The organism is Streptomyces sp. NPDC048637 (genome assembly GCF_040650675.1).
Taxonomy (GTDB): Bacteria; Actinomycetota; Actinomycetes; order Streptomycetales; family Streptomycetaceae; genus Streptomyces.
Genome location: NZ_JBEZHQ010000054.1, coordinates 15733 through 38773, shown reverse-complemented (window position 1 = coordinate 38773; position 23041 = coordinate 15733). Strand labels below are relative to the sequence as shown.

Below are 23041 nucleotides of genomic sequence, written 5' to 3'. Positions count from 1 at the left end.
CTCGAACATCCCGGACATCAGCTGCAGCTCCATTTGGTGACGTAGAACGTCTCCCCACGCTCCATGACGCCCCGGATGCACTCATCCGCGAGCATCTCCACCCGGCCGCTCAGCCCGACGGCGCCACCCTGTGTCCGCCGGGTGCCGAACCAGCCGGGGAAGGCGGTGATCCGGTCGTTCTTGCGCTGGTACCCGAGCCGCACGATGATCTCGTCGAGGCCGGCCGCCGACCCGTGCCGCCGGTAGGTCGCGGTGTACATCCCGTCGGCCCCCACCGGACCCTGCAGACACAGCTGGCCGCGCACCAGATCCCCGCAGCCGGTCGGTGCGGGAGGCGCCGGCGGCGCTGCGGCGGCGGTGGCCGCGACCAGGCCCAGCGCGGCGAGGGCCACCGTGACCCGGCGCGCACGGCAGCGGGCGTCCGGCCGGCGCACGGGCGGGCCGGGCAGGGTGCGGCGGGGTGCGGGGACGCTCATGGGCACACTGCCTCGTCCCCGGTGATCGCCGAGATCCGGCCCGGCTTCTGCGGCGGCTCCTCGGCCCGTACCCGCTGCACCGCCGTATGGCCCTGGCCGACGGTCACCTGCATCACCGGACCCCGCCCGGCCACCGGCCGCAGCTCGGCACCGGGCAGCGCGGCGGCCAGCGAGCGGGCCGAGCGGTCCCAGCGCGGGTCGTAGGCGATGACCGTCCGGGGCACCTTGCCGAGGGCGGAGCTGCCGGGGACGGTGGTGGCGAAGCCGGTGGCGTGCAGCTCCCTGGCCACCGTGGCGGCCTGCCCGGCCCGGTCGGTGCCGTTGCCGACCCGCACCTGGACCTGGCCCGGCGGGATGTCCACCACCTTGGCCTGCGGCTCCTTCCGGTCCCCGGGCACCGTGATCGGCTGGTCCTCGCGGATCGCCCGGAAGAGCTTCGGCGCCTGCACCGGATCCCAGCGCACGGTCGAGCCCACGCCCGGCACCGGCTGGGCCACAGCGCGCAGCGGCACGGACGTGAACTCCGAGGACGACGGGGTGAAGCCGCGCATCGCCTGCCCGAGGTCCACCAGGTCGTTGGCCCCGAAGCCCGAATCGGCCCGTACGGACCGGAGCATCGTGTCGGCGACGTCCCTGAAGCGGATGGGGTTCATCAGCACTCCGGAGGAGGTGATCTTGTGGATGAGGGCGGCCAGGAAGCGCTGCTGGCGCTGCATCCGGCCGAGGTCGGCGGAGCCGTCGAGATGCCGCGAGCGCACGTACTGCAGCGCCTGACCGCCGTTGAGCCGCGATTTGCCGACCGGCAGATCCAGTCCCGTGAAGCTGTCGCGCAGCGGCCGTACGGTGCAGATCTCCACCCCGCCGACCGCGTCCACACTGCGCATGAAGCTGGTGAAGTCGACCTCCAGGTAGTGGTCGATATGCACCCCGGTCATGTGCTCGACGGTCCGCACGGTGAGGCTGGGGCCGCCCTCGGCATAGGCCGCGTTGAGCTTGATGGCGTGCTTGGCGCGCTGGCGGCCGGTGACGGCGTCCGTGTGCGCGGGGACCTCGGCGTAGGAGTCGCGGGGCAGGCTGATCACGCTGGCGCGGTCCCGGTCGGCGGAGAGGTGGACCAGCATGAGGGTGTCGGTGCAGTGACAGGGCGCACCGCCCAGGTGGTACTTCTGCTTCTCCGCGGCGGTGAGCCGGTCGCGCCCGTCCGTGCCGACGACCAGGAAGTTCAGCCCGTCGCCGCCCCCGGGCCGGTTGCTCATGCCCTTGAAGGCGTCCACCCGGCCGATGCCGCTCTCCACGCCGGTGACCACGGCGTGCCCCACGCCGCTCGCGGCCAGCAGCAGCACCGACGCGAAGGCGCCGATCCGCAGCCCCCAGCGCGGGCCCGACGGGCGCCGGCGCGCACCGGGCCGGGCGGCCCGGCGCCGGGCCGGACGGGGGGAGCGGAACGGCGCGGTCACGGGGGACACCTCCGCGGCTGGGCGGGCGTGATCGGGGCCCGGCGGGAAGCGGGCAGAACGAGAGCGGAGAAACGAGGGCGGGGAAACGAGAGCGGGGCGAATGCTGATCAATCGGACGAGGACACCGTAGGTCCATACGATCGGCTGCAAAGCACCACACGCCGGGCATCCGGCGCCCGGCCACCCGGCTGCGTCCGGGGGTGTCTGCCATTCGCGGTAACGTGGGCGCGATTCTGCAGTCTCCCGGCGGGCGCTGCCGTCGCTGGCGGCTCGCCACGGGACGTACCCCCGAGGAACCATGCCGCAGCAGCAGCCCCCGGCCGTCTCCGTGATCATGCCGGTGCTCAATGAGGAACGTCACCTGCGCAATTCGGTCCGGCACATCCTGGAGCAGGAGTACGCCGGTGAGATGGAGGTGGTGATCGCCCTCGGCCCGTCCGCGGACCGTACGGACGAGATCGCCGCCGAGCTCGTCGCCGAGGACGCCCGGGTGCACACCGTGCCCAACCCCACCGGCCGCACCCCCGCCGCGCTGAACGCCGCGATCAAGGCGTCCCGGCACCCGATCGTGGTGCGCGTCGACGGCCACGGCATGCTCTCGCCGAATTACATCGCCACCGCCGTGCGCCTCCTGGAGGAGACCGGCGCGGCGAATGTCGGCGGCATCATGCACGCCGAGGGCGAGAACGCCTGGGAGGAGGCGGTCGCCGCCGCGATGACCTCCAAGATCGGCGTGGGCAATGCCGCCTTCCACACGGGCGGTCAGGCCGGCCCTGCCGAGACCGTCTATCTCGGGGTGTTCCGGCGCGAGGCGCTGGAGCAGCAGGGCGGCTACAACGAGGAGTTCATCCGCGCCCAGGACTGGGAGCTGAACTTCCGGATCCGTGAGGCCGGCGGGCAGATCTGGTTCTCGCCCGAGCTGAAGGTGCAGTACCGCCCGCGGCCGAGCATCAAGGCGCTGGCCAAGCAGTACAAGGACTACGGCAAGTGGCGCCATGTCGTGGCCCGCTACCACGCCGGTTCGATCAATCTGCGCTATCTCGCGCCGCCGACCGCGGTGTGCGCCATCGCGGCTGGCCTGGTGGTCGGTGCGGCCGTCACCCCCTGGGGCCTGGTCGTCCCGGCCGGCTATCTCGCCGCCATCACCGCGGGCTCGGTGCCGGCCGGCAAGGGGCTGTCGCTGAAGGCCCGCGCCCAGATCCCGGTCGCCCTGGCGACCATGCACATGGCCTGGGGCGCGGGCTTCCTGACCAGCCCCCGCTCGCTCGCCAAGAAGGTCATCGCCAGCCGCCGCCCGGCGGTCATGGCTCCGGCGGCCGAGGCCGAGTAGTACGGGGCGGCCGAGGCCGAGCAGCCGGGGGCGCCCGACGCCGAGCAGCCGGGCCGCCCCCGCCCAGGCCAGGACCCCGCGCCCGGACCAGGCCCCCCGCCTAGAAGCTGTACTGCGGATTCACCTTCATGCAGGCCTTGGTGTCCTCACCGTTGAGCGCGTCCGCGCTGTCCGGTGCCTTGTCCGCGCCCTTCTCGTCGCCCGGCTCCTTCGGGTACGCCGAGCCGGTACGCCAGTCGTTGCCGACCACCAGCCGCATCCCGGTGGCCGAACTCGACTCCCGGACCGCGTCCTTGGGGAGTCCGAGCGCCTTGGCCAGCGCCAGCGCGTCGCCCCGCTGGGCCTTGTCCCGGTACGTGATCGTGGTGTCGGCCTGGGTGGTGAGCGCGGAGTCGGTGCCGGCCGCGGTGTAGCCCAGGCCGGACAGCTGCTGCTGGATGACCGACGCGCGGCCGGAAACCGGGCCGTTCACCGTGCTGTTGGTGCCGTTCTGCACCACAACCTTCAGCTGGCCCTTGGGAGTTGCGGGCTTCGGAGCCGGCGTGGCCTTCTTCTTCCTGTCCTTGCCGTCCAGCGCGGTGTCGTTGCGCAGCAGCCCGAAGGTCGCCTCCGCATCGCCTGGCTTGGGCATGACATAGGACTCGCCAGGACCGTACTGCCAGGGCATGGTGACCATCGTGATGCGCTTGGTCGGCACCCGGCTGAGATCGCCGCCCAGGTCGTAGAGCTTCTTGACGGTGTCGAGGCCGTCGTCGACGGTCAGCGCATTGGTCGCGGCCTCCGCCAGGTCGCGCAGCTCCCCGGGGTTGGTGAGCTTGGCGTCCTCCTTCAGCTGACGGACCATCGAGTTCATGTACATGTGCTGGGCCTTGGCCCGGCCGATGTCGGTGTTGTCCTCGAAGCCGTAACGGGTGCGCAGCCACTGCAGCGCCTGGACGCCCTTGACCGAGTGCGTGCCCTTGGTGAGCTTCAGCCCGCTGCCGTGGCCCTTGCTGTCGTGCGAGTAGACGTTGTTGTCGACGCAGACCGGGACGCCGCCGATGGCGTCCGCCATGTCCACCACGCCGGCGAAGTCGACCATCATGAAGTGGTCGATGTAGATGCCGGTCAGCTCCTGCCAGGTGGCGAGCGTGCAGCCCGGACCGCCGTGCTGGAGCGACTCGTTGATGGCCCCGGAGGTCTGCGGATAGACCTTGTGGGTCTTCGGGTCGGTGCACTGGGGGATCGTCACCCGGGTGTCCCGCGGGATGGAGATCACCGACATGTTGCTGCGGTCCGCGGAGACATGCAGCAGCATCTGCACATCGGCGAGCGGTTTGCGGTCCGCGTCCTGCCGGGCGCCGCCGAGCTCGATGTTCTTGGCGCTGTTCCGGCCGTCGGAGCCCAGCAGCAGGATGTTCAGCGGGCTCTGTCCGAAGGCGTTGGGGTCCGGCTTCTGCAGGCCGCCCCCGCCCAGGGACCTCGGGGCCTTGCGGAGGTTGGCGTTGAGGTGCTCGTAGTACCAGTACCCGGCACCCGCGCCGCCCACTATCAGGACGGCGAGGGTGAGGGCGGTCCAGCGCAGCACCTTGCGGCGGGGCCGCCCCCCTTTGCGGTGCCCGCCGCCGTCGGCGGGCACCTCTCCGTCCCCGTCCGCGGGGGGCACGGCGCCGCCTTCGGGAGGCGTCCAGCCGGGCGCGTCCGGCGGCAGCCCCTTGTCCTCGTAGTGGCCGTCGTCCCGGACCGGTTCCGCTGCTTCCGGCCGGCGTCTCCGACGTGACCGGTCACCCCGCACACTGCTCTGCCCCATTCGGCCCTCTCCCCGTTTTCCGTCCGGTGGTGCGCTCGGCGCCTCGGCGGGGCGGCCGGATCCCGCTCACTTCACTTTGCGCAGATGTTCTTGTCATCTGCATTGACGTTCTGCACCCCGTCCGGGGTTTCGGTCGGCGCCTCGATCGGTGAACCCGGTGCCTTGAAGTCCTTGCCGAGGACGAGCTTCATCGGCTGGCGGTCGCCGGCGTTCTGCCCGGACTTCTTCAGCGCGCTCTTGGGCAGGCCCATCCAGTCGGCCAGCGCGGCGGCCTGGTCGGCCTGGTTGGGCCCGTATTCGAGGCGGGTGGCGGCCAGCTTCGTCGGCGCGTTGCCGGCGTTGGTGGCGAGCTTGGCGCCCTGCTTGTTCTGCAGCCAGTCCACGGTCTCCTGGGCCGAGCCGATCGGCCCGCCGCCGTTGGTGACATCGACCCGTACGCGCTCGGGCGGAGCCTTCTTGACCGGGCCGGACTTCTTGCCCTTGCCCTTCTTGCCCTTGGCCAGGGTGTGGTCCGCCCGCACCATCGCGAACAGCGGGTCCGACTTGGCCTTGTCGAGGATGACGGTGGCCGGGTCGTCGGGGTTGTCCAGCACCGGCACGGTGGCGAAGGTGACCTTGTCGATGTCGACCTTCTTCAGGTCGGTACCGAAGTCCAGCAGCTTGCTCGCGGTGCCGATACCGGTGTCGACGGTGAGCGCCTTGGTCGCCGCCTGGCTGACGTCGTAGAGCTTGCCGGGGCTGCTGAAGGCGCTGGACTTCAGCTTGCGGATCAGCGAGCTGAGGAACTGCTGCTGCAGCTCGATACGGCTCAGGTCGCTGCCGAAGCCGACGGTGTGCCGGGTACGGACGAACGCCAGCGCCTGCTCGCCCTTGACGGTGTGCCGGCCGGCCTTCAACTTCAGGTGCGACTTGGGGTCGTTGATGTCCTTGGCCGCGCACACCTCGACGCCGTCCACCGCGTTGGACAGCTCCTTGACCGCGTTGAAGTCGGCCATCATGAAGTGGTTGATCTTCAGCCCGGTCATCTTCTCGACGGTGCGCCAGGTGCAGCCGGGATCCCGGCCCTCCTGGCCCAGGCTGGTGTTGAAGCGCACCCCCTGCTGACCGGGGATGTTCTTCGTCGAGCCGTCCTTCTGCTTCGTCGGGCAGCTGGGGATGTCGGTGATCATGTCGCGCGGGATGCTCATCGCCGTCGCGTTCGTCCGGTCCTTGGAGATGTGCATCAGGATCGTGGTGTCCGCGTGCCCCACGCTGCCCGCGTCGCCGTAGCCCCCGTTGCCCTTCCCGGAGCGGGAGTCGGTCCCGATGATCAGGAGGTTCACCGGGCCGTCGGACACCGCGTCGTTCTCCACGCCGACGTCGACCTTGGAGATGTTGCCGTCCAGCTGCTGGTAGATGAAGTACGCGGCGCCGCAGCCGGCGACGAGGACGAAGCCCACCACACCGGCGGTCCAGTGCAGCGCCCGCTTCTTCCCCGACTTCTTCGGCCTGCGCTTACGGCGGCTCGCCGGGCCCGCCTCCGCCGCTGTCGCCGTCGCCGTGCGGTTGGCGGCGGCCCGGCGCGCTGCCCGGCCGCCGGCCGGCTGCTCGCTGTCTCCGTCCGCCGCGCTCCCGCCCCGGCGCTCGCGCTGGGTCGGCAGCGGACGGGTGTCGGTGTCGCCGGCATCGGCGTCCCGCTTCCGGGCGGCGCGTCTGCCGGCCGCAGTGCGGTCGGAGGGCCGAGCGGCGGCTTGACCGGCAGGGTCAAGCCGCAGTTCGTAATTGCCGGTGTCCGGATCGAACACCCACTGATCGGCGGGATCGACATTGTTGTCGCCCGCCCGCCCACGGCCTTGCGCGTCCACGGTGCCTTGAATCCTCCGTCGGTGCCACGCGGCGCCATCCCCTCAAGGCGCTCGGGTCGGTCGATCGTGCATTGCTCGGTCATCGGTCAGCTTGGTCGTGCGACCGGATCGCTCACACTATCCGCCCAGTTCAGCGCCCCGCGACGCTCGTGACAAATTCCACTTACCTACAACTGGGCAATCCGCCCAATCCATTCGAGTCGTCGGCTTGTTTTGCGGCATCTTTATTCGCAGATCCCGTGTTCCGCCGTCGTCCCGGGAAAGGTCGGGCCCGAACTCGGCGAGGGCGCGGGCGGTTCGCCCGGCCGGTCGTCCGACGATCCGTTTCCGGTGCGGACCGGTTCCTCCCCGGCGTCGTGCGGGGGCGTCACGGTCACCGGAAGATCCCTGCGCAACTGCCCGAAGAGCCGTCCGGCGTCCGGTTGCACCAGCTCATCGCGGTTGGGGTCCAGGCGGTACTCCTGCCGCGGCACGGTCATGAACTGGATCCGGTCGGTGGGAATGCGGCGGGCGCTGCGCACCAATTCGTACAGCCCCCTCAGGGAAGCCAGCGCGGTGTCCGTGGTCAGGGAACTCGTCGCGGCATCCAGCACCGGATACAGCCGGGTCGGATTGAGCAGGACACCATTGCTCTGCACTTTCTTCACGAGTGCGCCAAGAAATCGCTGTTGCCTCTCCATGCGCTGGGTATCGCTGCCGTTGCCCAGGCTCTTTCGTGCCCGTACGTAACCGAGCGCTGCCTCACCGTGCAGGGTCTGCCGGCCGGCGGGCAGCGTGAGATGCGCCTCGGGATCGTGGACCGGCCGGGGCAGACAGACCTCCACACCGTCCACCGCGTCCACCATCCTCGTGAAGCCCACGAAGTCGATGATCAGGTAGTGGTCGATGCGGATCCCGGTCAGCTTCTCGACCGTACGGATCGTGCAGGCCGGGCCGCCGGCCGCGAACGCCCCGTTGAACTGGGCCGGCCGCGGCTCGGTCTCCGTACCGTCCGGGCGCTTGCAGTGCGGCACCTCCACCATCAGATCCCGCGGGATGCTCACCGCGGTGGCGCTCTTCCGGTCCGCCGCGAGGTGCAGCAGCATCGTGGTGTCCGAGCGCTGCCCGCGGCTGTGGCCGTATCTGCCGTTGCCGCCGTTACGGCTGTCGGAGCCGATCAGCAGCACGTTCCCGGCGTTCGGCGGGCCCGCCGGCGGCCGCTCGGACTCCCACTTCCGCAGCTCCCGCTCGGTGGCACTGTCGGTGTGGATATTGCCGTTGAGCTTGGCGTACACCGCCCAGCCGGTACCGGCCCCGGCCAGCACGAAACCGGCGATGCCGAGCGCGGCCCAGCGACGCCAGTGCCATCGGTGCGGCGGGACGCGCGGCGGCCCCGGCCCACCCGCTCCCGGCCCCCCGGCCGGGCGCGCGGCCCAGCCGGCGAACCTGGGGGGCTCGGGGGTATCGGTCACCTGTGCGTCCATCCCTCACGGAGTCGGCGTCGCGCCCGCACGCAGGGCCCGGACGGAACAAGAGACGGACGAAACCCGCGCAGGGTTGTACGTACTCAAGATCATGGACCGAAACGGACGTACCGGCCCGCCCTGGGGGCGTCCGGTCCGCCGGACGGGGGAGCGCCGTTTCTCAGTGCGACAGCGGCGCCCGGAACGTGATCTTCTCGCTGTTCTCCCGGTCGGCCGCGGCCTCGGCGCCCAGCCGGTCCAGGTGGCGGCACAGCACCACGGAGCCGCCGGTCACCAGCGGCGCGTACAGCCCGTACGACAGGCCCTGCCAGGTGTCGTACCCCAGCCCCGACAGCACCCGCGGTACCTCCGGCAGCCCGGCCGCGCCCGCGTCGGCCAGCGCGCGCGCCACGCTGCCGGCCCCGGTCAGCTCCTCGCCGCCGACGACCAGCGCCGCGGCACCCGGGTCCACCGGCGCGAACGGCGCGAACCGGTCACCCTGGCCCGGCACCTCGACGGCGTAGTCCGCGAAGCCCGCCGGCGGCTGCGGGAAGCGGCCGCCCAGCGGGCGCAGCGCCAGCGCCACCCGCTCGCCGGAGCAGGCGAGCGCCGCATCGAGCCGGTCGGGCCCGGCGACGACGAGATCGGCGGCGGCCGGATCGCCGTCCACCTCCGCCACCACGCCCACGGACGAACAGGCCAGCAGCCAGACGGCGGTCTGCCAGTGCGCGGGCAGCAGCAGCGCGAGCCGGTCGCCGGGTTCGGCGGCCAGGTCGCCCTGGAGGTAGTTGGCGGTCTTGGCCACCCAATTGGCGAAGGTCGCGACGGACAGTTCCACGCGCTCGCCGGTGGCGTCGTCGTAGAAGGTCACCAGCGGGCGGGCCGGGTCCGCGGCGAGCGCGGAACTCAGCAGGTCGGCGGGGGTGCGATCGGTGGCGTTCATCGCGGCCAGGGTAGCCGCGGCGGCGGTTGGCGGCGGGTCGGGCCCGGCAGGCCCGCGCCACCGGATCGGCCGATGCCCCGTCAGATCACCGTTGGCGCGTTCGCTCCGGCCATGTCCAGGATTTTGTCCATGCGCCCCTTCCTTGCGATCTGTCTCGGCGCCGTGTGCACCGCCGCCCTCGCCCTGCCCCTCGCACCGACGGCCGGTGCGAGCGCCGGCCCCGCCGCCGCGCCGCGCCCCACGCGCTCCGGTGAGCTGCCGGGCAGCACCCAGTCCCTGCCGGTGGCGGCGCTCGGCGCACCCGCCCCGCGCCCCGACGCCCGTGACACCACCCCGGCGCCCACTCCCCAGCCACTCGGCCTGCCGGCCCGCACCGTACGGCCGTTCTCCCTCCTCGGAGTCGTCTGGGACGACGCCGCCGCCGAGCTGCGGGGCCGGGTCCAGGTCCGCACCCGCGCCAGCGGCAGCCACGACTGGTCCGGCTGGCAGGACGTACAGGTCCACAACGACGACGCCCCCGACCTCGGTTCCGCCGAGCGGCACGACAGCGCGGTACGCGGCAGCACCTCGCCGCTGTGGGTCGGCGACTCCGACGCCGTCCAACTGCGCATCACCCCCGAGTCCCGCAACCGCGCACGGGCCACCCTCCCCGGCGGGCTGCGGCTGGAACTCGTCGACCCCGGCAGGGCGCCGCGTGCCGTCCGCGGCGCACACGCCGACCCCCCGGCCCCGCTCACCCCCGAGGCCACCGCGGCCTCCGCCGCCAACACCAAGCTCGCCCCGCTCGGCGCCACCGAGATCCCGGCACTCGACCAGGCCGCCTCCCAGACCGACATCGACGCGGCGGACGGGGCGCCGGCGGCCCGCACCTACGTCGGCCCGCGCCCGCGGATCGTCACCCGGGCCGGCTGGGGCGCCGACGAGCAGCTGCGCGAGAAGGCCTTCACCTACACCCGTACCGTCCGCGCCGCCTTCGTCCACCACAGCGGCTCGGGCAACAACTACGAATGCACCGAGGCCCCTTCGCTGATCCGCGCCATGTACCGCTTCCACGTCAAGAGCAACCACTGGCGGGACATCGGCTACAACTTCCTCATCGACAAGTGCGGAACGGTCTACGAGGGCCGCGCGGGCGGCGTCGCCAAAGCCGTGATGGGCGCCCACACCCTCGGGTTCAACACCGACAGCACCGGGATCGCCGTCCTCGGCACCTTCACCGACGACGAGCCGCCGCAGCCCGCCGTCGAAGCCATCGCCCGTCTGACGGCCTGGAAGCTCGGCCTCTACAGCGTCGATCCGCGCGCCACCGTCAAGCTGCTGTCCGGTGGCGGAAACCGCTTCCCCAAGGGCACCAAGGTCCCCCTGCACGTCATCTCCGGCCACCGGGACGGCTTCACCACCGACTGCCCCGGCGTCCACCTCTACGACAAGCTCGCCGCCACCCGCGTCGCCGCGGCCGCCCTGCAGAGCCGCTGATCCGCTGATCCGCTGCCGGCCGGCACGACGGCACCTTCCGGGCTTTGCACAGGTCGGTCACGGTGCACGGTGCAGGGGGCCGCTCATGCAGGGGGCCGCTCAACCATTCCGGCCGCCGGCACGTCTCAGGTCCTGTCCGGCGGATCAGGGCCGGAGCGGCCCCGGCCGCGACGACGTTCGCACTCCCGGGCCCGCGCTCCTCCCGTGGCCGGAACGGCACGGGGGCACCCCCACCGCCGAGGGCGCCCGCAGGCCCGTCTGCCTACACTGGTCGGCCGATCGGCCGACCCCAGCAGGAAGCAGAGACGACAAGGTGACTGAAGCGATCCTCCTGGTCGGCGGCAAAGGCACCCGGCTGCGCCCGCTGACGGTGCATACGCCCAAGCCCATGGTCCCGGCGGCCGGAGTGCCGTTCCTCACCCACCAGCTGGCCCGCGCCCGGGCCGCCGGCGTCGAGCACATCGTCCTCGCCACCTCCTACCTCGCCGAGGTCTTCGAGCCGTATTTCGGCGACGGATCGGCGCTCGGCCTGCACCTGGAGTACGTCACCGAGCAGGAGCCGCTGGGCACCGGCGGCGCCATCCGCAATGTCGCCTCGCGGCTGCACTCCGCGCCCGACGACCCGGTACTGATCTTCAACGGTGACATCCTCACCGGCCTGGACATCGCCGCCCTCGTCGGCACCCACCGCACCTCCGGCGCCGATGTCTCGCTGCACCTCACCCGGGTCGAGGACCCGCGCGCCTTCGGCCTGGTGCCCACCGACGACACCGGCCGGGTCACCGCCTTCCTGGAGAAGCCGCAGACCCCCGAGGAGATCGTCACCGACCAGATCAACGCCGGTGCCTATGTCTTCAACCGGTCGGTCATCGACACCATCCCGGCCGGCCGCCCGGTCTCCGTCGAACGCGAAACCTTCCCCGGCCTGCTCGCCGACGGCGCCCACCTCCAGGGCATGGTCGACTCCACGTACTGGCTGGACCTCGGCACCCCGCAGGCCTTCGTCCGCGGCTCCGCCGATCTGGTCCTCGGCCGCGCCCCGTCCCCGGCGGTGCCCGGCCGCTGCGGCGACCGCCTGATCCTGGAGACCGCCGAGGTCGCCGCCGACGCCAAGCTCACCGGCGGCACCGTCGTCGGCCCGCGCACCGTCATCGGCGCCGGCGCCGAGATCGACGGCAGCGCCGTCCTCGACGGCGCGGTCATCGAGCCGGGCGCCCGGATCCGTGACGCGCTGATCGGCGCCGGCGCGCACATCGGGGCCCGTACGGTCCTGGACGGTGCGGTCATCGGCGACGGCGCGCGGATCGGTGCCGACAACGAACTGCGCGACGGCATCCGCATCTGGTGCGACGCCGACATCCCCGCCGGCTCGGTGCGCTTCTCGTCCGACCAGTAGGCCACGCCCTGCCGCTTCTGCGGCTCCTGCCGCTCCTGCGGCGCATCACGGGAGCGGCGCCAGGGGAGCGGCGTACCAGGGGAGCGGCGCACCACAGGAGTGACGCACCACAGGAGCGGCCCACCACGGGAATGCCGCCCGGCACCACCACGTTGTGGGCCCCGAGGGGGCACTCACCACCCCTACGGAATGTGTTCGGCCACCCCCTACGGCCCCCCTGCACCCACCCCCTACACCCACCCCCGACGGCCCGCCCCCGCCGTCACCCCCATCGCCTAACCTGGCCGCATGCCCGCCCGCACCTGGGACCCGCCCGGCCCGTTCGACCTGCACCGCACGCTGGGTGTGCTGCAGCGCGGCCCCGGCGACCCCGCGTTCGCGGTGCGCGACGGCGAGCTGTGGCGCGCCTGCCGTACCCCCGAGGGCCCCGGCACGCTCCGTATCGCGGCCCGCCCCGCCGCCGGCCAGGTCGAGGCCGAGGCCTGGGGACCGGGCGCCGACTGGCTGCTGGAGCGCCTCCCCGAGCTGCTGGGGGAGGCCGACGACCCGGCGCAGCTGACCGCCCGGCACCGCATCGTCCATGAGGCCCGCCGCCGCCACCCCGGTGTCCGGCTCGCGCGGACCGGCCTGGTCCTGGAGTCGCTGATCCCCTCGATCCTGGAGCAGAAGGTCACCAGCGACGAGGCGTACCGCGCCTGGCGGCTGCTGCTGCAGCGGCACGGCGAGCCCGCCCCCGGCCCCTGGGCGCGGATGCGGGTGATGCCGGAGCCGCGCGGCTGGGCGCTGATCCCCTCCTGGGAGTGGCACCGCGCGGGCGTCGACGCCAAGCGCTCGTCCGCGATCCTGCGTGCCGTGCGGGCCGCCCGCCGGATGGAGGAGGCCGCGCGGATGGACCTCGCGGACGCCACCCGGCGGCTGACGGCGCTGCCCGGCATCGGCCCCTGGACCGCCGCGGAGACGCTGCAGCGCACCCTCGGCGCCCCGGACGCGATCACGGTCGGCGATCTGCATCTGCCGAAGATCATCGGCTATGCCCTCACCGGCCGCCGCGGCACCACGGACGAGGAGATGCTCGCACTCCTCGCGCCCTACGAGGGCCAGCGGCACCGCGCCGCCCGGCTGATCCTGCTGTCCGGCCGCGTCCCGCCGCGCCGCGCCCCGCGCTTCCCGGTGGGGGACATCGCCCGGCTGTGACCGGCGCGCGGGCGCGGGTCAGCGCACGACGACGAAGTCGTCGGCGGTCCGTGCCGGGCGCGGCGGCGGTGCCGCCGCCGGACGTCCGATGGCCACCGCCCCCATCGGCTCCCAGTCCGCCGGCAGCCCCAGCACGTCCCGGACGACGTCCCGGCAGAACATCGTCGACGAGACCCAGGCGGAGCCGAGGTGTTCGCCCGCCAGCGCGACCAGGAAGTTCTGGATCCCCGCGCCGTTGGCCACGATGAACATCTCGCGCTCCGCCGTGCTCCGCCGCGCGTCGGGGTAGGGGTGCGAGCCGTCCGTCACCATGCACGGCACCGCCAGATACGGCGCGGCGCGCAGCACATCGCCGCGCCGGATCCGCTTGGCGATGGACTCCTCCGACTTGCCGTCCCGGCGCAGATCCGCGATCCAGGCGTCCCGCATCGCGTCCAGGAGCCGCACCCGCGCCTGCGGCGACTCCAGCAGCACGAACCGCCAGGGCGTGGTGTGGTGCGGCGCCGGGGCGGTGACCGCCGCCGCCACCGCGCGCCGGACCGCCCCCGGGTCGACCGGTTCGCCGGTGAAGGCGCGGACCGTACGCCGTGCCGTCACCGCTTCCCGTACGGCTTCCGAGGTGCCCAGCCGGAACATGTCGTCCTCGGGGCTGCGCACCATGACGCGCGCCCCGGCCATGTCGTCGTGCTCCCCGACGACGTGGGGAAGACCCCGCACCACCGCGACCGGCAGTCCGGCCGCCTTGCCCTTCACCAGGTCGCCCGCGGCGGCCAGCTCGTCGGCGGTGGCCACCACCGTCGCGCTGAGCGGATTGCCGTATGCGTCCGTGCCGCCGCGCAGATCGTCCAGCACCCGCACCCCGGCCGCGCCGATGGCGACATCGGTGAGCCCGTTGCGCCACGGCCGGCCGGAGGTGTCGCTGATGACGACACCGACGTCGACGCCGAGTGCGGTGCGCAGGCCGGCGCGCAGGGCGCGCGCCGAGGCGTCCGGATCCTCCGGCAGCAACAGCACCGTCCCCGACGGGGTGTTGGAGGCATCGACACCGGCCGCGGCCATCACCAGCCCCTGCCGGTTCTGCACGATCCGCAGGGTGCCGCGGCGCGCCACCACCCGCACCGTCTCCTGGTCGATCGCCGCCTCGCGGTCGGCGGCCTCGACCACCCGGCCCTCGGCCTTGCTGACGATCTTCGAGGTCACCAACAGCACGTCACCGTCGGCGAGTTGGGGCAGCCCTTCGGCGGTCGCCGCCGCCGCGATCAGCTTGACGAGGTCGTCGCCGGGCCGCACCTCGGGCACTCCCGGCAGCGCCCACACCCGGTAAGCGGGCACCTCGGAGGCGTCCTTCACGCCCGGACCTCCGCGGCCAGCTCCAGCGCCTCGCGCACCATCGCGGTCGTGGCGTCCAGATCCGTCATCATCAGCGGCACGGCCCGGCAGCGGATACCGGCCGCCTCGACCTCGGCCACCGCACCCGCGTCGACGGAGTCGACCAGCCAGCCGTCCAGCAGCCCGGACCCGTAGTGGCGGGCGACGGCCGCGGCGGTCGCCTCCACCCCCACCGCCGCCAGCACCTTGTCGGCCATTCCGCGGACGGGGGCGCCGCCGACGATCGGCGAGAGCCCGATCACCGGCACCCCGGCGTCCGCGATGGCCTCCCGGATACCGGGCACCGCCAGGATCGTCCCGATGCTGACCACCGGGTTGGACGGCGGGAACAGCACCACATCTGCCGCTGCGATGGCCTCCAGCACGCCCGGCGCGGGCTTGGCCTGATCGGCACCGACCGGCACCACGGCATGTGCGGGCACCGAGGCGCGCAGCCGCACCCAGTACTCCTGGAAGTGGACCGCCTTGCGCTCGCCGTCTTCGTCGACGGCCACATGGGTCTCGATCCGGTCGTCGGACATCGGCAGCAGCCGCACACCGGGCTTCCAGCGCGCGCACAGTGCCTCAGTGACGGCGCTGAGCGGATATCCGGCACTCAGCATCTGGGTCCGCACGATGTGGGTGGCGAAGTCCCGGTCACCGAGCCCGAACCACTCGGGGCCGACGCCGTAGGCGGCCAACTCCTCCTTCACCCGGAAGGTTTCGTCGGCGCGGCCCCAGCCCTGCTCCTCGTTGATGCCGCCGCCGAGCGTGTACATCACGGTGTCGAGGTCGGGACACACCTTGAGCCCGAACAGATGGATGTCGTCGCCGGTGTTCCCGATGACGGTGAGGTCCGCGTCCGGAGCCGCTGCCTTCAGTCCCCGCAGAAAGCGGGCGCCGCCGATACCGCCGGCCAGAACCACGATTCGCATAGAGACAGTGTGTCAGCCGAAGGCTGACTCGATGAGGGGTGGTGGCCGGGCGACGGGTGGGCAGTGTGTCAGCCGAAGGCTGACTCGATGAGGGGTGGTGGCCGGGCGACGGGTGGGCGTGGCAGGGCGGGGCGAGGCGGTGTCAGGGGGCCGGTACCCCGGGTGGGGTGGTGGCGGCGCCGGCGTCCGTGGCCTGGCTGGGATGCATCGGCATATTGGTCAGCCCCGGGAAGTACACGTGGAGGCTGACGGCCGGCGTCAGGGCGTCGTTGACGACCTCGTGGACGTAGCCGGGGGCGAACACCCGCTGGGCGCCGGCCGTGAGCGTACGGGGCCCGTCCTCGGCGTGTTCGGTCAACTCGCCTTCCAGGACGGTCAGCACACCGGAGGACGCCCCGTGGTCGTGCCGCCCGCTGCCCTGCCCGGGCACCCAGCTGAGCAGCCACACCTCGTAGCCCGGTCCCGTACGCAGCCGGTGGTACCAGCGGGTGGTGGCGTCGTAGCGGACCAGTGGCGCCCAGGCGGCGCGGTCGGCGGCGAGGGAGCGGGCCAGCCCCGCGAAGCCGGCGACGGTGGCCGGGTGGGCGGGGACGGGCGGCAGCAGGTGGGGGATGGCGAGCGGGTCGCCGGCGATCTGGACGTCGCTGTTCATGGGTTTCGGGTTCCTCGGCGGAAGTGCTGGGGTGACGCGAACGGGGCTGCGGCGCCGGCGCGGGCTTTCCCTGTGGGGAGCGCGGCGCGGCGACACGGAGCAGGGGCGCTGCGGGGTGGTGCGAGCGGAAAGGCTGGAGCTCAGTGGCTTCAACAGCTGGAACAGCGACAGCGGGACTGCGCAGCGCAGAGCGACCCGTAGGCACGGGTCAGTCGGAGCGCGGGAGTCGCTGGCATGGGGTCAAGGAGACCGGGTCCGCGACGTGATGTCAACTGGATGTCTGGTTTGCCATAAATCTTTCACCTCATCCGGTTGCTCCGCCCGGCGAAAGGTTTGTGCAGCTACGGACGCGGAGACATCGACCGGCAACCGCGCTTTCAAACGCCGTTGCGGTCCCGTGATCGGTCTGTGATCTCCCCCGCTTCGGCGCGCGGGGTGCAACGTGAACGCCGCCTGATCGCGTCTTGGTGAGTGAAGAGGACGTGCAGGGTGGCACGCCTGGGAAAGTGTCCTGGTTTTTACTGATTTGAACACTTTCCGCATCCGCTTGGTTCCGCCGAGTGAATAAGAGGCTCAATAGCAGATCTCGGCTTGACTGGCCCGGATCACCACACTTGTAATTTCACTCGTGTCGTTCAGCCGAAATCGATCACGGCTTGATCACGGGGACGTAAAGACAGACGAGGGGCGCACATGACCGAGCTGTTCCAGGAATTGCTGGTCGAGGAGGCGGATGAGGAGCTCGGCTGGCAGGAGCGCGCACTGTGCGCCCAGACCGACCCCGAGTCCTTCTTCCCGGAGAAGGGTGGCTCCACCCGCGAGGCCAAGAAGGTCTGTCTCGCCTGCGAAGTCCGGTCCGAATGCCTTGAGTACGCGCTCGCCAACGACGAGCGCTTCGGCATTTGGGGCGGTCTGTCCGAGCGCGAGCGGCGCCGGCTCAAGAAGGCCGCCGTCTGACGATGACAGCGCAGCCGGCCGGACCGACGGCGCGCGGCCTCCCGGACCACGCCGCCGCACCCCCTCAACTCCCCATATCCCCCTATAGCGAACTCTCCGCCTCCAGCGACCTGCTCGCCGGAGGCGGACTGCTGTGTACGGACCCGGTCGGGGCACCGGCGCGAACCATTAGTGTGGGGCCCCGTCCGAGATGCGCCGCCGCCCTACAGGGCGCGCGCGTCGCCTCGTAGTCCGTCGCAGTGTCTTCCGGGGGCGGGGGCCCAGCGCGACTTCGCCGCGGGCCTTCGAACTCCCGGGTCCGGAGGGCCCGTACCTCGATGTCCGTGCACAGCCAGTCGGCGGCCCAGGCCGCCTCATACGCAGCTGCCACCCCAGAGTTCCCGCGGCACGTCGTCACCGCCGTGATCGTCTCCCATGACGGTGCCCGCTGGCTGCCCGACGCGCTCACCGGCCTGCTCGGCCAGGAGCGCCCGGTGCAGAACGTCATCGGCGCCGACACCGGCAGCGCGGACAACTCCGCCCAGCTGCTCGCCGAGGCCATCGGGGACCAGCGGGTGCTGCACCTCGCCCGCCGCTCCGGGTTCGGCACCGCCGTCGACGAAGCCGTCCGCACGGCCCCCGTGCTCACCCCCGACGATCTGCCGTATCTGCGCCGGCCCAGCGGCTGGGACCCGGTCAGCCGCACCTGGCGCGACGAGGCGTACGAGATGCCGGAGTTGCCGCACGGCGAACCGGTCCAGTGGCTGTGGCTGCTGCACGACGACTGCGCACCCGAGCCGGACGCGCTCGCCGAGCTGCTGCGGGTCGCCGACGCCAGCCCCTCCAGCGTCATCGTCGGCCCCAAGCTGCGCAGCTGGTACGACCGCCGGCAGCTGCTCGAAGCGGGGGTCAGCATCGCGCGCAGCGGCCGCCGTTGGACCGGCCTGGACCGCCGCGAACAGGACCAGGGCCAGCACGACCAGGTCCGCCCGGTGCTGTCCGTCTCCACCGCCGGCATGCTCATCCGCCGTGATGTCTACGAGGAGTTGAGCGGCTTCGACCGCCGGCTGCCCCTGATGCGTGACGACGTCGACCTGTGCTGGCGCGCCCAGGCCGCCGGGCATCAGGTCCTGGTCGCGCCGGAAGCCATCCTGCGGCACGCCGAGGCGTCCGCCCGCGAACGCCGCCCCATCGACTGCGTCGGCCGCTCGGTCGCCAACCCGCACCGCGTCGACAAGGCCGGCGCCGTCTACACCCTGCTCGCCAACACCCGCGGCGCGACCCTTCCGTACGTCCTGCTGCGGCTGCTGACCGGCACCTTCCTGCGGGTGCTCGCCTACCTCGTCGGCAAGGTCCCCGGCCAGGCGCTCGATGAACTCGCCGGACTCTTCGGCACCCTGCTGCGGCCCGGCAAGATCCTCGCCGCACGCAAGCGGAGAGGCCGGCCCGCGGTCGACGCGAGCGAGCTGCGGCCGCTCTTCCCGCCCCCCGGCGCGACCGTCCGGGCCACCGTCGAACAGGTCGCCGGCAACCTCGCCGGGCGCGCCGCGCCGGATGTGGCCTCGGCCGGCCGGCACGGCGCGGTCGAGTCCGGGCCCGGCGGCGATGACGCCGACTTCCTGGAGGTCGAGCAGTTCGCCCGGCTCAAGCGGATCGCCCGCAAACCGGCCCCGGTGCTCTTCCTCCTGCTCCTGCTGGTCTCGCTGGTCGCCTGCCGCGGACTGCTCGGCTCCGGCGCACTGACCGGCGGTGCGATGCTGCCCGCGCCCGGCAGCGTGTCCGACCTGTGGTCGGCCTACCTCGACAGCTGGCATGCGGTCGGCGTCGGCGGCAGCGCCTCCGCGCCCCCCTACCTGGCGATCGTCGCCCTGGTGTCGAGCATCTTCTTCGGCAGCACCGGCTTCGCCGTCACCCTGCTGCTGGTCTGCTCCGTCCCGCTGGCCGGACTCACCGCCTACTTCGCCTCCCGCCCGCTGGTCGCCTCCCGGCTGCTGCGGGCCTGGGGGAGCATCGCGTACGCCTTCCTGCCTGCGGCCGCCGGCGCGCTGGCGGGCGGCCGGCTGGGCACCGCGGTGCTCGCCATCCTGCTGCCCCTGATGGCGCGTGCCGCGATCGCCGCCGGCGGACTGCGGCTGCCCTCCGGCACCCGGCCCGGCTGGCGCGCCACCTGGGCGTACACGCTGCTGATCACCTTCACCATGGCCTTCACCCCGGTCGTCTGGCCGATCGCGGTGCTGCTCGGCATCGGTCTGCTGGTGCTGCGCTTCCTCGACGGAAACCGCGACCAGCTGCTCGCCTACGGGCTGCGCTTCCTGGTCGTGGCCGTGGTGCCGCTCGTGGTGCTCGCGCCCTGGTCGCTGTCGTTGCTGAGCCGGCCTGCCGGCTTCTTCCAGGAGGCCGGGCTCGACTACGGCGCCGGTTCCGCCTCCGTGCTCGACCTCATCGGGCTCAGCCCCGGCGGTCCCAAGGCCGCCGGCGGGGTGCTGCTCTTCGGCATCGTGCTGGCTGCGCTCGCCGCGACCCTGCGCGACGAGCGGCAGCGCGCGATCCGCACCGCCTGGGCGGTGGCGCTGACCGGGCTGCTGCTCGCGGCGCTGGGCAACGGCTCCGGCTGGACCGGGCCCGCGATGCTGGTCTACGGCCTGGCGCTGCTGTCTGCCGCGGCGATCGGCGCCGAGGGCATCCGGACCCGGATGGCCAGCCTCGGCTTCGGCTGGAAGCAGCCGGTCGCCGTGCTGATCGCGCTGGCATCCGTGCTCGCCCCCGTCTACGCCGCGGCCAGCTGGATGATCACCGGCGCCTCCGGTCCGCTGGAGCGGCGCACCCCGGAGCAGGTCCCGGCGTTCGTCGCCGAGGAGTCCGGCACCGCCGACCGGGCCCGCACCCTGGTCCTCGACGGCTCGCCCGGCCATGTGGACTACTCCCTCGTCCGCGGCTCCGGTGCCCGGCTCGGTGACGCCGATCTGGCCGCCTCGGCGGGCGAGGACAAGCGGCTCGGCGGCATCGTCGCCCACCTTGTGGCCGGCTCCGGCGCCGACCAGACCAACCAGCTCGGCGGCTATGCGGTCCGCTATGTCCTGGTCAGGGACGGGGCGCCGCGCGAAATGGGCCGGGTGCTGGACGCGACCCCGGGCCTGACCCGGCTCAGCCAGGACGACGGCAGCGCCCTGTGGCGCGTCGACCGCCGGGTCTCGCGGGTCTCGATCGTCCCGGGCGAGGCCAAGGACGGCACCAGCGCGGGCGAGGCCGCCGCACCCGTCGCCGTACCGTCCGGCCCCGTCGAGGCGCACACCAAGGTGACCGGCGGTGACGTCGGCCGGGTGCTGCGCCTCGCCGACGCCGCCGACGAGGGCTGGCAGGCCACCCTCAACGGCACCCCGCTCAAGCCCCTGACCGTCGACGGCTGGGCCCAGGGCTTCGCGCTCCCCGCGGAGGGCGGCACCCTCGACCTCACCCACGAGAACCCGATCGGCCACACCCTCTGGCTGTGGGCCCAGGGCCTGCTCGCCGTCGTCCTGGTGGTGCTGGCGCTGCCGGGCCGCCGCCGGGAGATCGACGACGACCTGCCGGAGGACACGGCCGCCGCCCAGGCCGCTGCGGTGTCCGGTGACGGCCGCCGGGCGCGGCGCCTGCGGGCCCAGGCCGAGGCGGCCGGTGCCCCCGAGGGCGCCGGGCCCGGCAGCCCCGCGGCGCGCGGGGGCGAGCAGCCGCCCGCCCCGGCCGCCGACCCGATGGCCGCCCCGGCGCCCCCCGCCCAGGACGCGGTCCAGGCGGGCGCCCCCACCGCCCCCACGGCCCCCGGCGACCCGTATGCGGCGGTGCCCCAGCAGCCGTCCTACGAGGAGTGGCAGGCCGCCCAGCAGGGCGTACCGGACGGCGCCGTGCCACCGGGCCACCCGGCCGGACAGCAGCCTTACGCACCCGCCGACCCGGCCGGACAGCAGCCTTACGCACCCGCCGACCCGGCCGGACAGCAGCCCTACGCACCCGCCGACCCGTACCAGGCCGGGCAGTACGGCCAGCCGTACCCGCCGGCCGATCCCTACCAGGCCCCCGACCCGTACGCGGACCCCTTCCAGGCGGGCGCCTACGACCCGTACGGCTACGGGCAGCAGCAGTACGGCGACGGCGGGCCGCAGCACCAGCAGCCCTACGACGACGGCACCGAGTACCCGGGGTACTCCGGCTCCTATCCCGAGCCGCGCCGTGACGGGAGCGACCAGCAGTGAAGCGCACCATGATGTCCCTGATCGGCGTGGCCGTCGCGCTGGCCGCGGTCACCGGCGTCGCCGCCGTGGCCGCCCCGGACGGCGGCGACCGGGACGCCCCCCGCGGCAGCAGCCGGCTGCCCGTCCAGCGCTCCGCGCTGCTCTGCCCGGCCCCGACCTCCTCCGAGGTCGGCGAGACCGCCTACACCGCCTTCGCCCCCAAGGGCGCCGCGGCCGGCGCGGACGGCAAGAAGGGCACCGCCGAGCTGCTGCCCGCCGGTACCGTGCGGGACACCGGCGGCAAGGGCAAGAAGAACGGCAAGGGCAAGGGCGCCGCCGCCGGGCAGACCGTCGCCCCCCGCGACACCAAGCCCGTCGTGCCCCTCCAGGAGGCCGGCAAGCCGGTCACCGCGACCACCGACAGCCCCGATGCCCCCGCCCTCGTGGGTGCCGCTGACGGCACCCTCGCGCCCGGCTGGACGGTGCAGCAGACCAGCTCCGTCGCCGCCGGCGCGGGCCGCGGCCTCCTCGGGCTGAGCTGCACCACTCCCGACACCACGTTCTGGTTCCCCGGTGTCAGCACCGCCACCGACCGCCAGGACTACGTCCACCTCACCAACCCCGATGCGACCCCGGCCGTCGTCGACCTCGAACTCCACGGCAAGGACGGGTCGTTGGCGGGTTCGGCGGGTGAGGACATCTCGGTGCCGCCGCACGCCACGGTCCCGGTGCTGCTCTCCACCCTGACCACCACCCCGACCACCAACGCCTCGCTGCATGTCGTCGCCCGCGAGGGCCGGGTCGGCGCCGCCGTCCAGGCGAGCGACAGCAAGCTCGGCAGCGACTGGCTGCCGCCCGCCGCCGACCCGTCGCCGAGCGTGGTGCTGCCCGGCGTCCCGAAGGACGCCACCTCGGTCCGGCTGGTCGCTCTCGCCCCCGGTGAGTCCGACGCCGATCTGAAGGTGCAACTGGCCACCCCGACCGGGCTGATCACGCCGGCCGGGCTGGAGACCCTGCACCTCAAGAGCGGGATGACCACCGCCGTGGATCTCAAGGACCTCACCAAGGGCGAGGCCGGCTCGCTGGTGCTCACGCCCTCCGACGGTGACTCCAAGGCCCCGGTCACGGCCGCGCTGCGGGTCACCCGGGGCAAGGGCGCCAAGCAGGAGATGGCGTTCATCCCCGCGACCCGGCCGGTCGAGAAGCGCGCCACCGCCGCCGACAACCGCGACCGGGGCAGCACCCTCTCGCTGGTCGCGCCGGAGAAGGGCAAGGACGCCAAGGTGAAGGTCACCGCGTCGGCCGGCAGCGGCGGCGGCACCCCGGCCACCAAGACCTACACGGTCAAGGGCGGTACCAGCCTCGACGTCGAACCGCCCCGCCCGCAGGGCCTGAAGGGGACCTACGCCCTGACGGTGGAGCCGGAGCCCGGCAGCGGTCCTGTCCACGCGGCCCGCATGCTCGCCCGCCCCCAGGGAGGGGTGCCCGCGTTCACCGTCCAGCCGCTGCCCGACGACCGCGGCTCGGTCCTCGTCCCGACCGCCGGCCAGGATCTGTCGGTCCTCACGAACTGACCGCGGACCCGTCACCGGACC

The 23041-nt window shown here is 73.0% G+C and carries 16 protein-coding genes; 7 read left to right on the top strand and 9 right to left on the bottom strand.

The window, feature by feature from the left end:
* Positions 1–17: 17 nt before the first annotated feature.
* Complete coding sequence (locus AB0C46_RS37455) at positions 18–476, bottom strand: hypothetical protein (RefSeq protein WP_362833586.1); 459 nt, start codon at positions 474–476, stop codon at positions 18–20.
* Positions 473–1933: an LCP family protein gene (locus tag AB0C46_RS37450; RefSeq protein ID WP_362833585.1), complete on the bottom strand. Its 1461-nt coding sequence runs from the start codon at positions 1931–1933 to the stop codon at positions 473–475. Before AB0C46_RS37450 ends, AB0C46_RS37455 begins: the two co-directional genes overlap by 4 nt.
* 298 nt (positions 1934–2231) lie before the next feature.
* On the opposite strand from AB0C46_RS37450, the gene AB0C46_RS37445 reads away from it, so the two are divergent.
* Positions 2232–3263 (top strand): glycosyltransferase family 2 protein, encoded by a 1032-nt coding sequence (locus AB0C46_RS37445; RefSeq protein ID WP_362833584.1) that lies wholly within the window; start codon positions 2232–2234, stop codon positions 3261–3263.
* 100 nt (positions 3264–3363) lie between these two features.
* Here the strand turns inward: AB0C46_RS37445 and AB0C46_RS37440 are convergent, their stop codons facing one another.
* The 4 genes from AB0C46_RS37440 to AB0C46_RS37425 all read right to left on the bottom strand — a co-directional run bounded on the left by AB0C46_RS37440 (position 3364) and on the right by AB0C46_RS37425 (position 9281).
* On the bottom strand, positions 3364–5052 hold the full coding sequence (locus AB0C46_RS37440; protein ID WP_362833583.1) for an LCP family protein: 1689 nt from the start codon (positions 5050–5052) through the stop codon (positions 3364–3366).
* A gap of 71 nt (positions 5053–5123) precedes the next feature.
* The gene (locus AB0C46_RS37435) at positions 5124–6896 is read right to left on the bottom strand and encodes an LCP family protein (protein WP_362833582.1); all 1773 of its coding nucleotides are present in this window, start codon (positions 6894–6896) and stop codon (positions 5124–5126) included.
* Positions 6897–7120: 224 nt separating this feature from the next.
* Positions 7121–8359, bottom strand: coding sequence for an LCP family protein (locus tag AB0C46_RS37430; protein WP_362833581.1), 1239 nt, complete (start codon positions 8357–8359; stop codon positions 7121–7123).
* A 160-nt stretch (positions 8360–8519) separates the two neighbouring features.
* Complete coding sequence (locus AB0C46_RS37425) at positions 8520–9281, bottom strand: TIGR03089 family protein (protein ID WP_362833580.1); 762 nt, start codon at positions 9279–9281, stop codon at positions 8520–8522.
* 129 nt (positions 9282–9410) lie between these two features.
* Between AB0C46_RS37425 and AB0C46_RS37420 the strand changes: the two genes are divergently transcribed.
* The 3 genes from AB0C46_RS37420 to AB0C46_RS37410 all read left to right on the top strand — a co-directional run bounded on the left by AB0C46_RS37420 (position 9411) and on the right by AB0C46_RS37410 (position 13347).
* Complete coding sequence (locus tag AB0C46_RS37420; protein ID WP_362833579.1) at positions 9411–10757, top strand: peptidoglycan recognition protein; 1347 nt, start codon at positions 9411–9413, stop codon at positions 10755–10757.
* 313 nt (positions 10758–11070) lie between these two features.
* Positions 11071–12153 carry an NDP-sugar synthase gene (locus tag AB0C46_RS37415; RefSeq protein ID WP_362833578.1) on the top strand — a complete coding sequence of 361 codons (1083 nt, stop codon included), beginning with the start codon at positions 11071–11073 and terminating at the stop codon, positions 12151–12153.
* Positions 12154–12441: 288 nt separating this feature from the next.
* On the top strand, positions 12442–13347 hold the full coding sequence (locus AB0C46_RS37410; protein ID WP_362833577.1) for a DNA-3-methyladenine glycosylase 2 family protein: 906 nt from the start codon (positions 12442–12444) through the stop codon (positions 13345–13347).
* 18 nt (positions 13348–13365) lie between these two features.
* On the opposite strand, the gene AB0C46_RS37405 is transcribed toward AB0C46_RS37410, so the two are convergent.
* The 3 genes from AB0C46_RS37405 to AB0C46_RS37395 all read right to left on the bottom strand — a co-directional run bounded on the left by AB0C46_RS37405 (position 13366) and on the right by AB0C46_RS37395 (position 16302).
* The gene (locus tag AB0C46_RS37405; protein ID WP_362833576.1) at positions 13366–14697 is read right to left on the bottom strand and encodes a coenzyme F420-0:L-glutamate ligase; all 1332 of its coding nucleotides are present in this window, start codon (positions 14695–14697) and stop codon (positions 13366–13368) included.
* On the bottom strand, positions 14694–15650 hold the full coding sequence (cofD, locus tag AB0C46_RS37400; RefSeq protein WP_362833575.1) for a 2-phospho-L-lactate transferase: 957 nt from the start codon (positions 15648–15650) through the stop codon (positions 14694–14696). Before cofD ends, AB0C46_RS37405 begins: the two co-directional genes overlap by 4 nt.
* A gap of 142 nt (positions 15651–15792) precedes the next feature.
* Positions 15793–16302: a cysteine dioxygenase family protein gene (locus AB0C46_RS37395; RefSeq protein ID WP_362833574.1), complete on the bottom strand. Its 510-nt coding sequence runs from the start codon at positions 16300–16302 to the stop codon at positions 15793–15795.
* 693 nt (positions 16303–16995) lie between these two features.
* Here AB0C46_RS37395 and AB0C46_RS37390 point away from each other — a divergent pair.
* From AB0C46_RS37390 to AB0C46_RS37380, 3 genes are all read left to right on the top strand, one after another.
* Positions 16996–17259 (top strand): WhiB family transcriptional regulator, encoded by a 264-nt coding sequence (locus AB0C46_RS37390; protein ID WP_003983763.1) that lies wholly within the window; start codon positions 16996–16998, stop codon positions 17257–17259.
* Positions 17260–17576: 317 nt separating this feature from the next.
* Positions 17577–21467 (top strand): glycosyltransferase, encoded by a 3891-nt coding sequence (locus tag AB0C46_RS37385; protein WP_362833573.1) that lies wholly within the window; start codon positions 17577–17579, stop codon positions 21465–21467.
* A complete protein-coding gene (locus tag AB0C46_RS37380) occupies positions 21464–23020 on the top strand; it encodes a DUF5719 family protein (protein WP_362833572.1) in 1557 nt (518 codons plus the stop codon). Before AB0C46_RS37385 ends, AB0C46_RS37380 begins: the two co-directional genes overlap by 4 nt.
* Positions 23021–23041 lie beyond the last annotated feature (21 nt).

Coding starts and splice junctions, on each gene's coding strand:
- AB0C46_RS37455 (WP_362833586.1), bottom strand. CDS start 476: ATGAGCGTCCCCGCACCCCGCCGCACCCTGCCCGGCCCGCCCGTGCGC.
- AB0C46_RS37445 (WP_362833584.1), top strand. CDS start 2,232: ATGCCGCAGCAGCAGCCCCCGGCCGTCTCCGTGATCATGCCGGTGCTC.
- AB0C46_RS37440 (WP_362833583.1), bottom strand. CDS start 5,052: ATGGGGCAGAGCAGTGTGCGGGGTGACCGGTCACGTCGGAGACGCCGG.
- AB0C46_RS37430 (WP_362833581.1), bottom strand. CDS start 8,359: ATGGACGCACAGGTGACCGATACCCCCGAGCCCCCCAGGTTCGCCGGC.
- AB0C46_RS37425 (WP_362833580.1), bottom strand. CDS start 9,281: ATGAACGCCACCGATCGCACCCCCGCCGACCTGCTGAGTTCCGCGCTC.
- AB0C46_RS37420 (WP_362833579.1), top strand. CDS start 9,411: ATGCGCCCCTTCCTTGCGATCTGTCTCGGCGCCGTGTGCACCGCCGCC.
- AB0C46_RS37410 (WP_362833577.1), top strand. CDS start 12,442: ATGCCCGCCCGCACCTGGGACCCGCCCGGCCCGTTCGACCTGCACCGC.
- cofD (WP_362833575.1), bottom strand. CDS start 15,650: ATGCGAATCGTGGTTCTGGCCGGCGGTATCGGCGGCGCCCGCTTTCTG.
- AB0C46_RS37395 (WP_362833574.1), bottom strand. CDS start 16,302: ATGAACAGCGACGTCCAGATCGCCGGCGACCCGCTCGCCATCCCCCAC.
- AB0C46_RS37390 (WP_003983763.1), top strand. CDS start 16,996: ATGACCGAGCTGTTCCAGGAATTGCTGGTCGAGGAGGCGGATGAGGAG.
- AB0C46_RS37385 (WP_362833573.1), top strand. CDS start 17,577: ATGTCCGTGCACAGCCAGTCGGCGGCCCAGGCCGCCTCATACGCAGCT.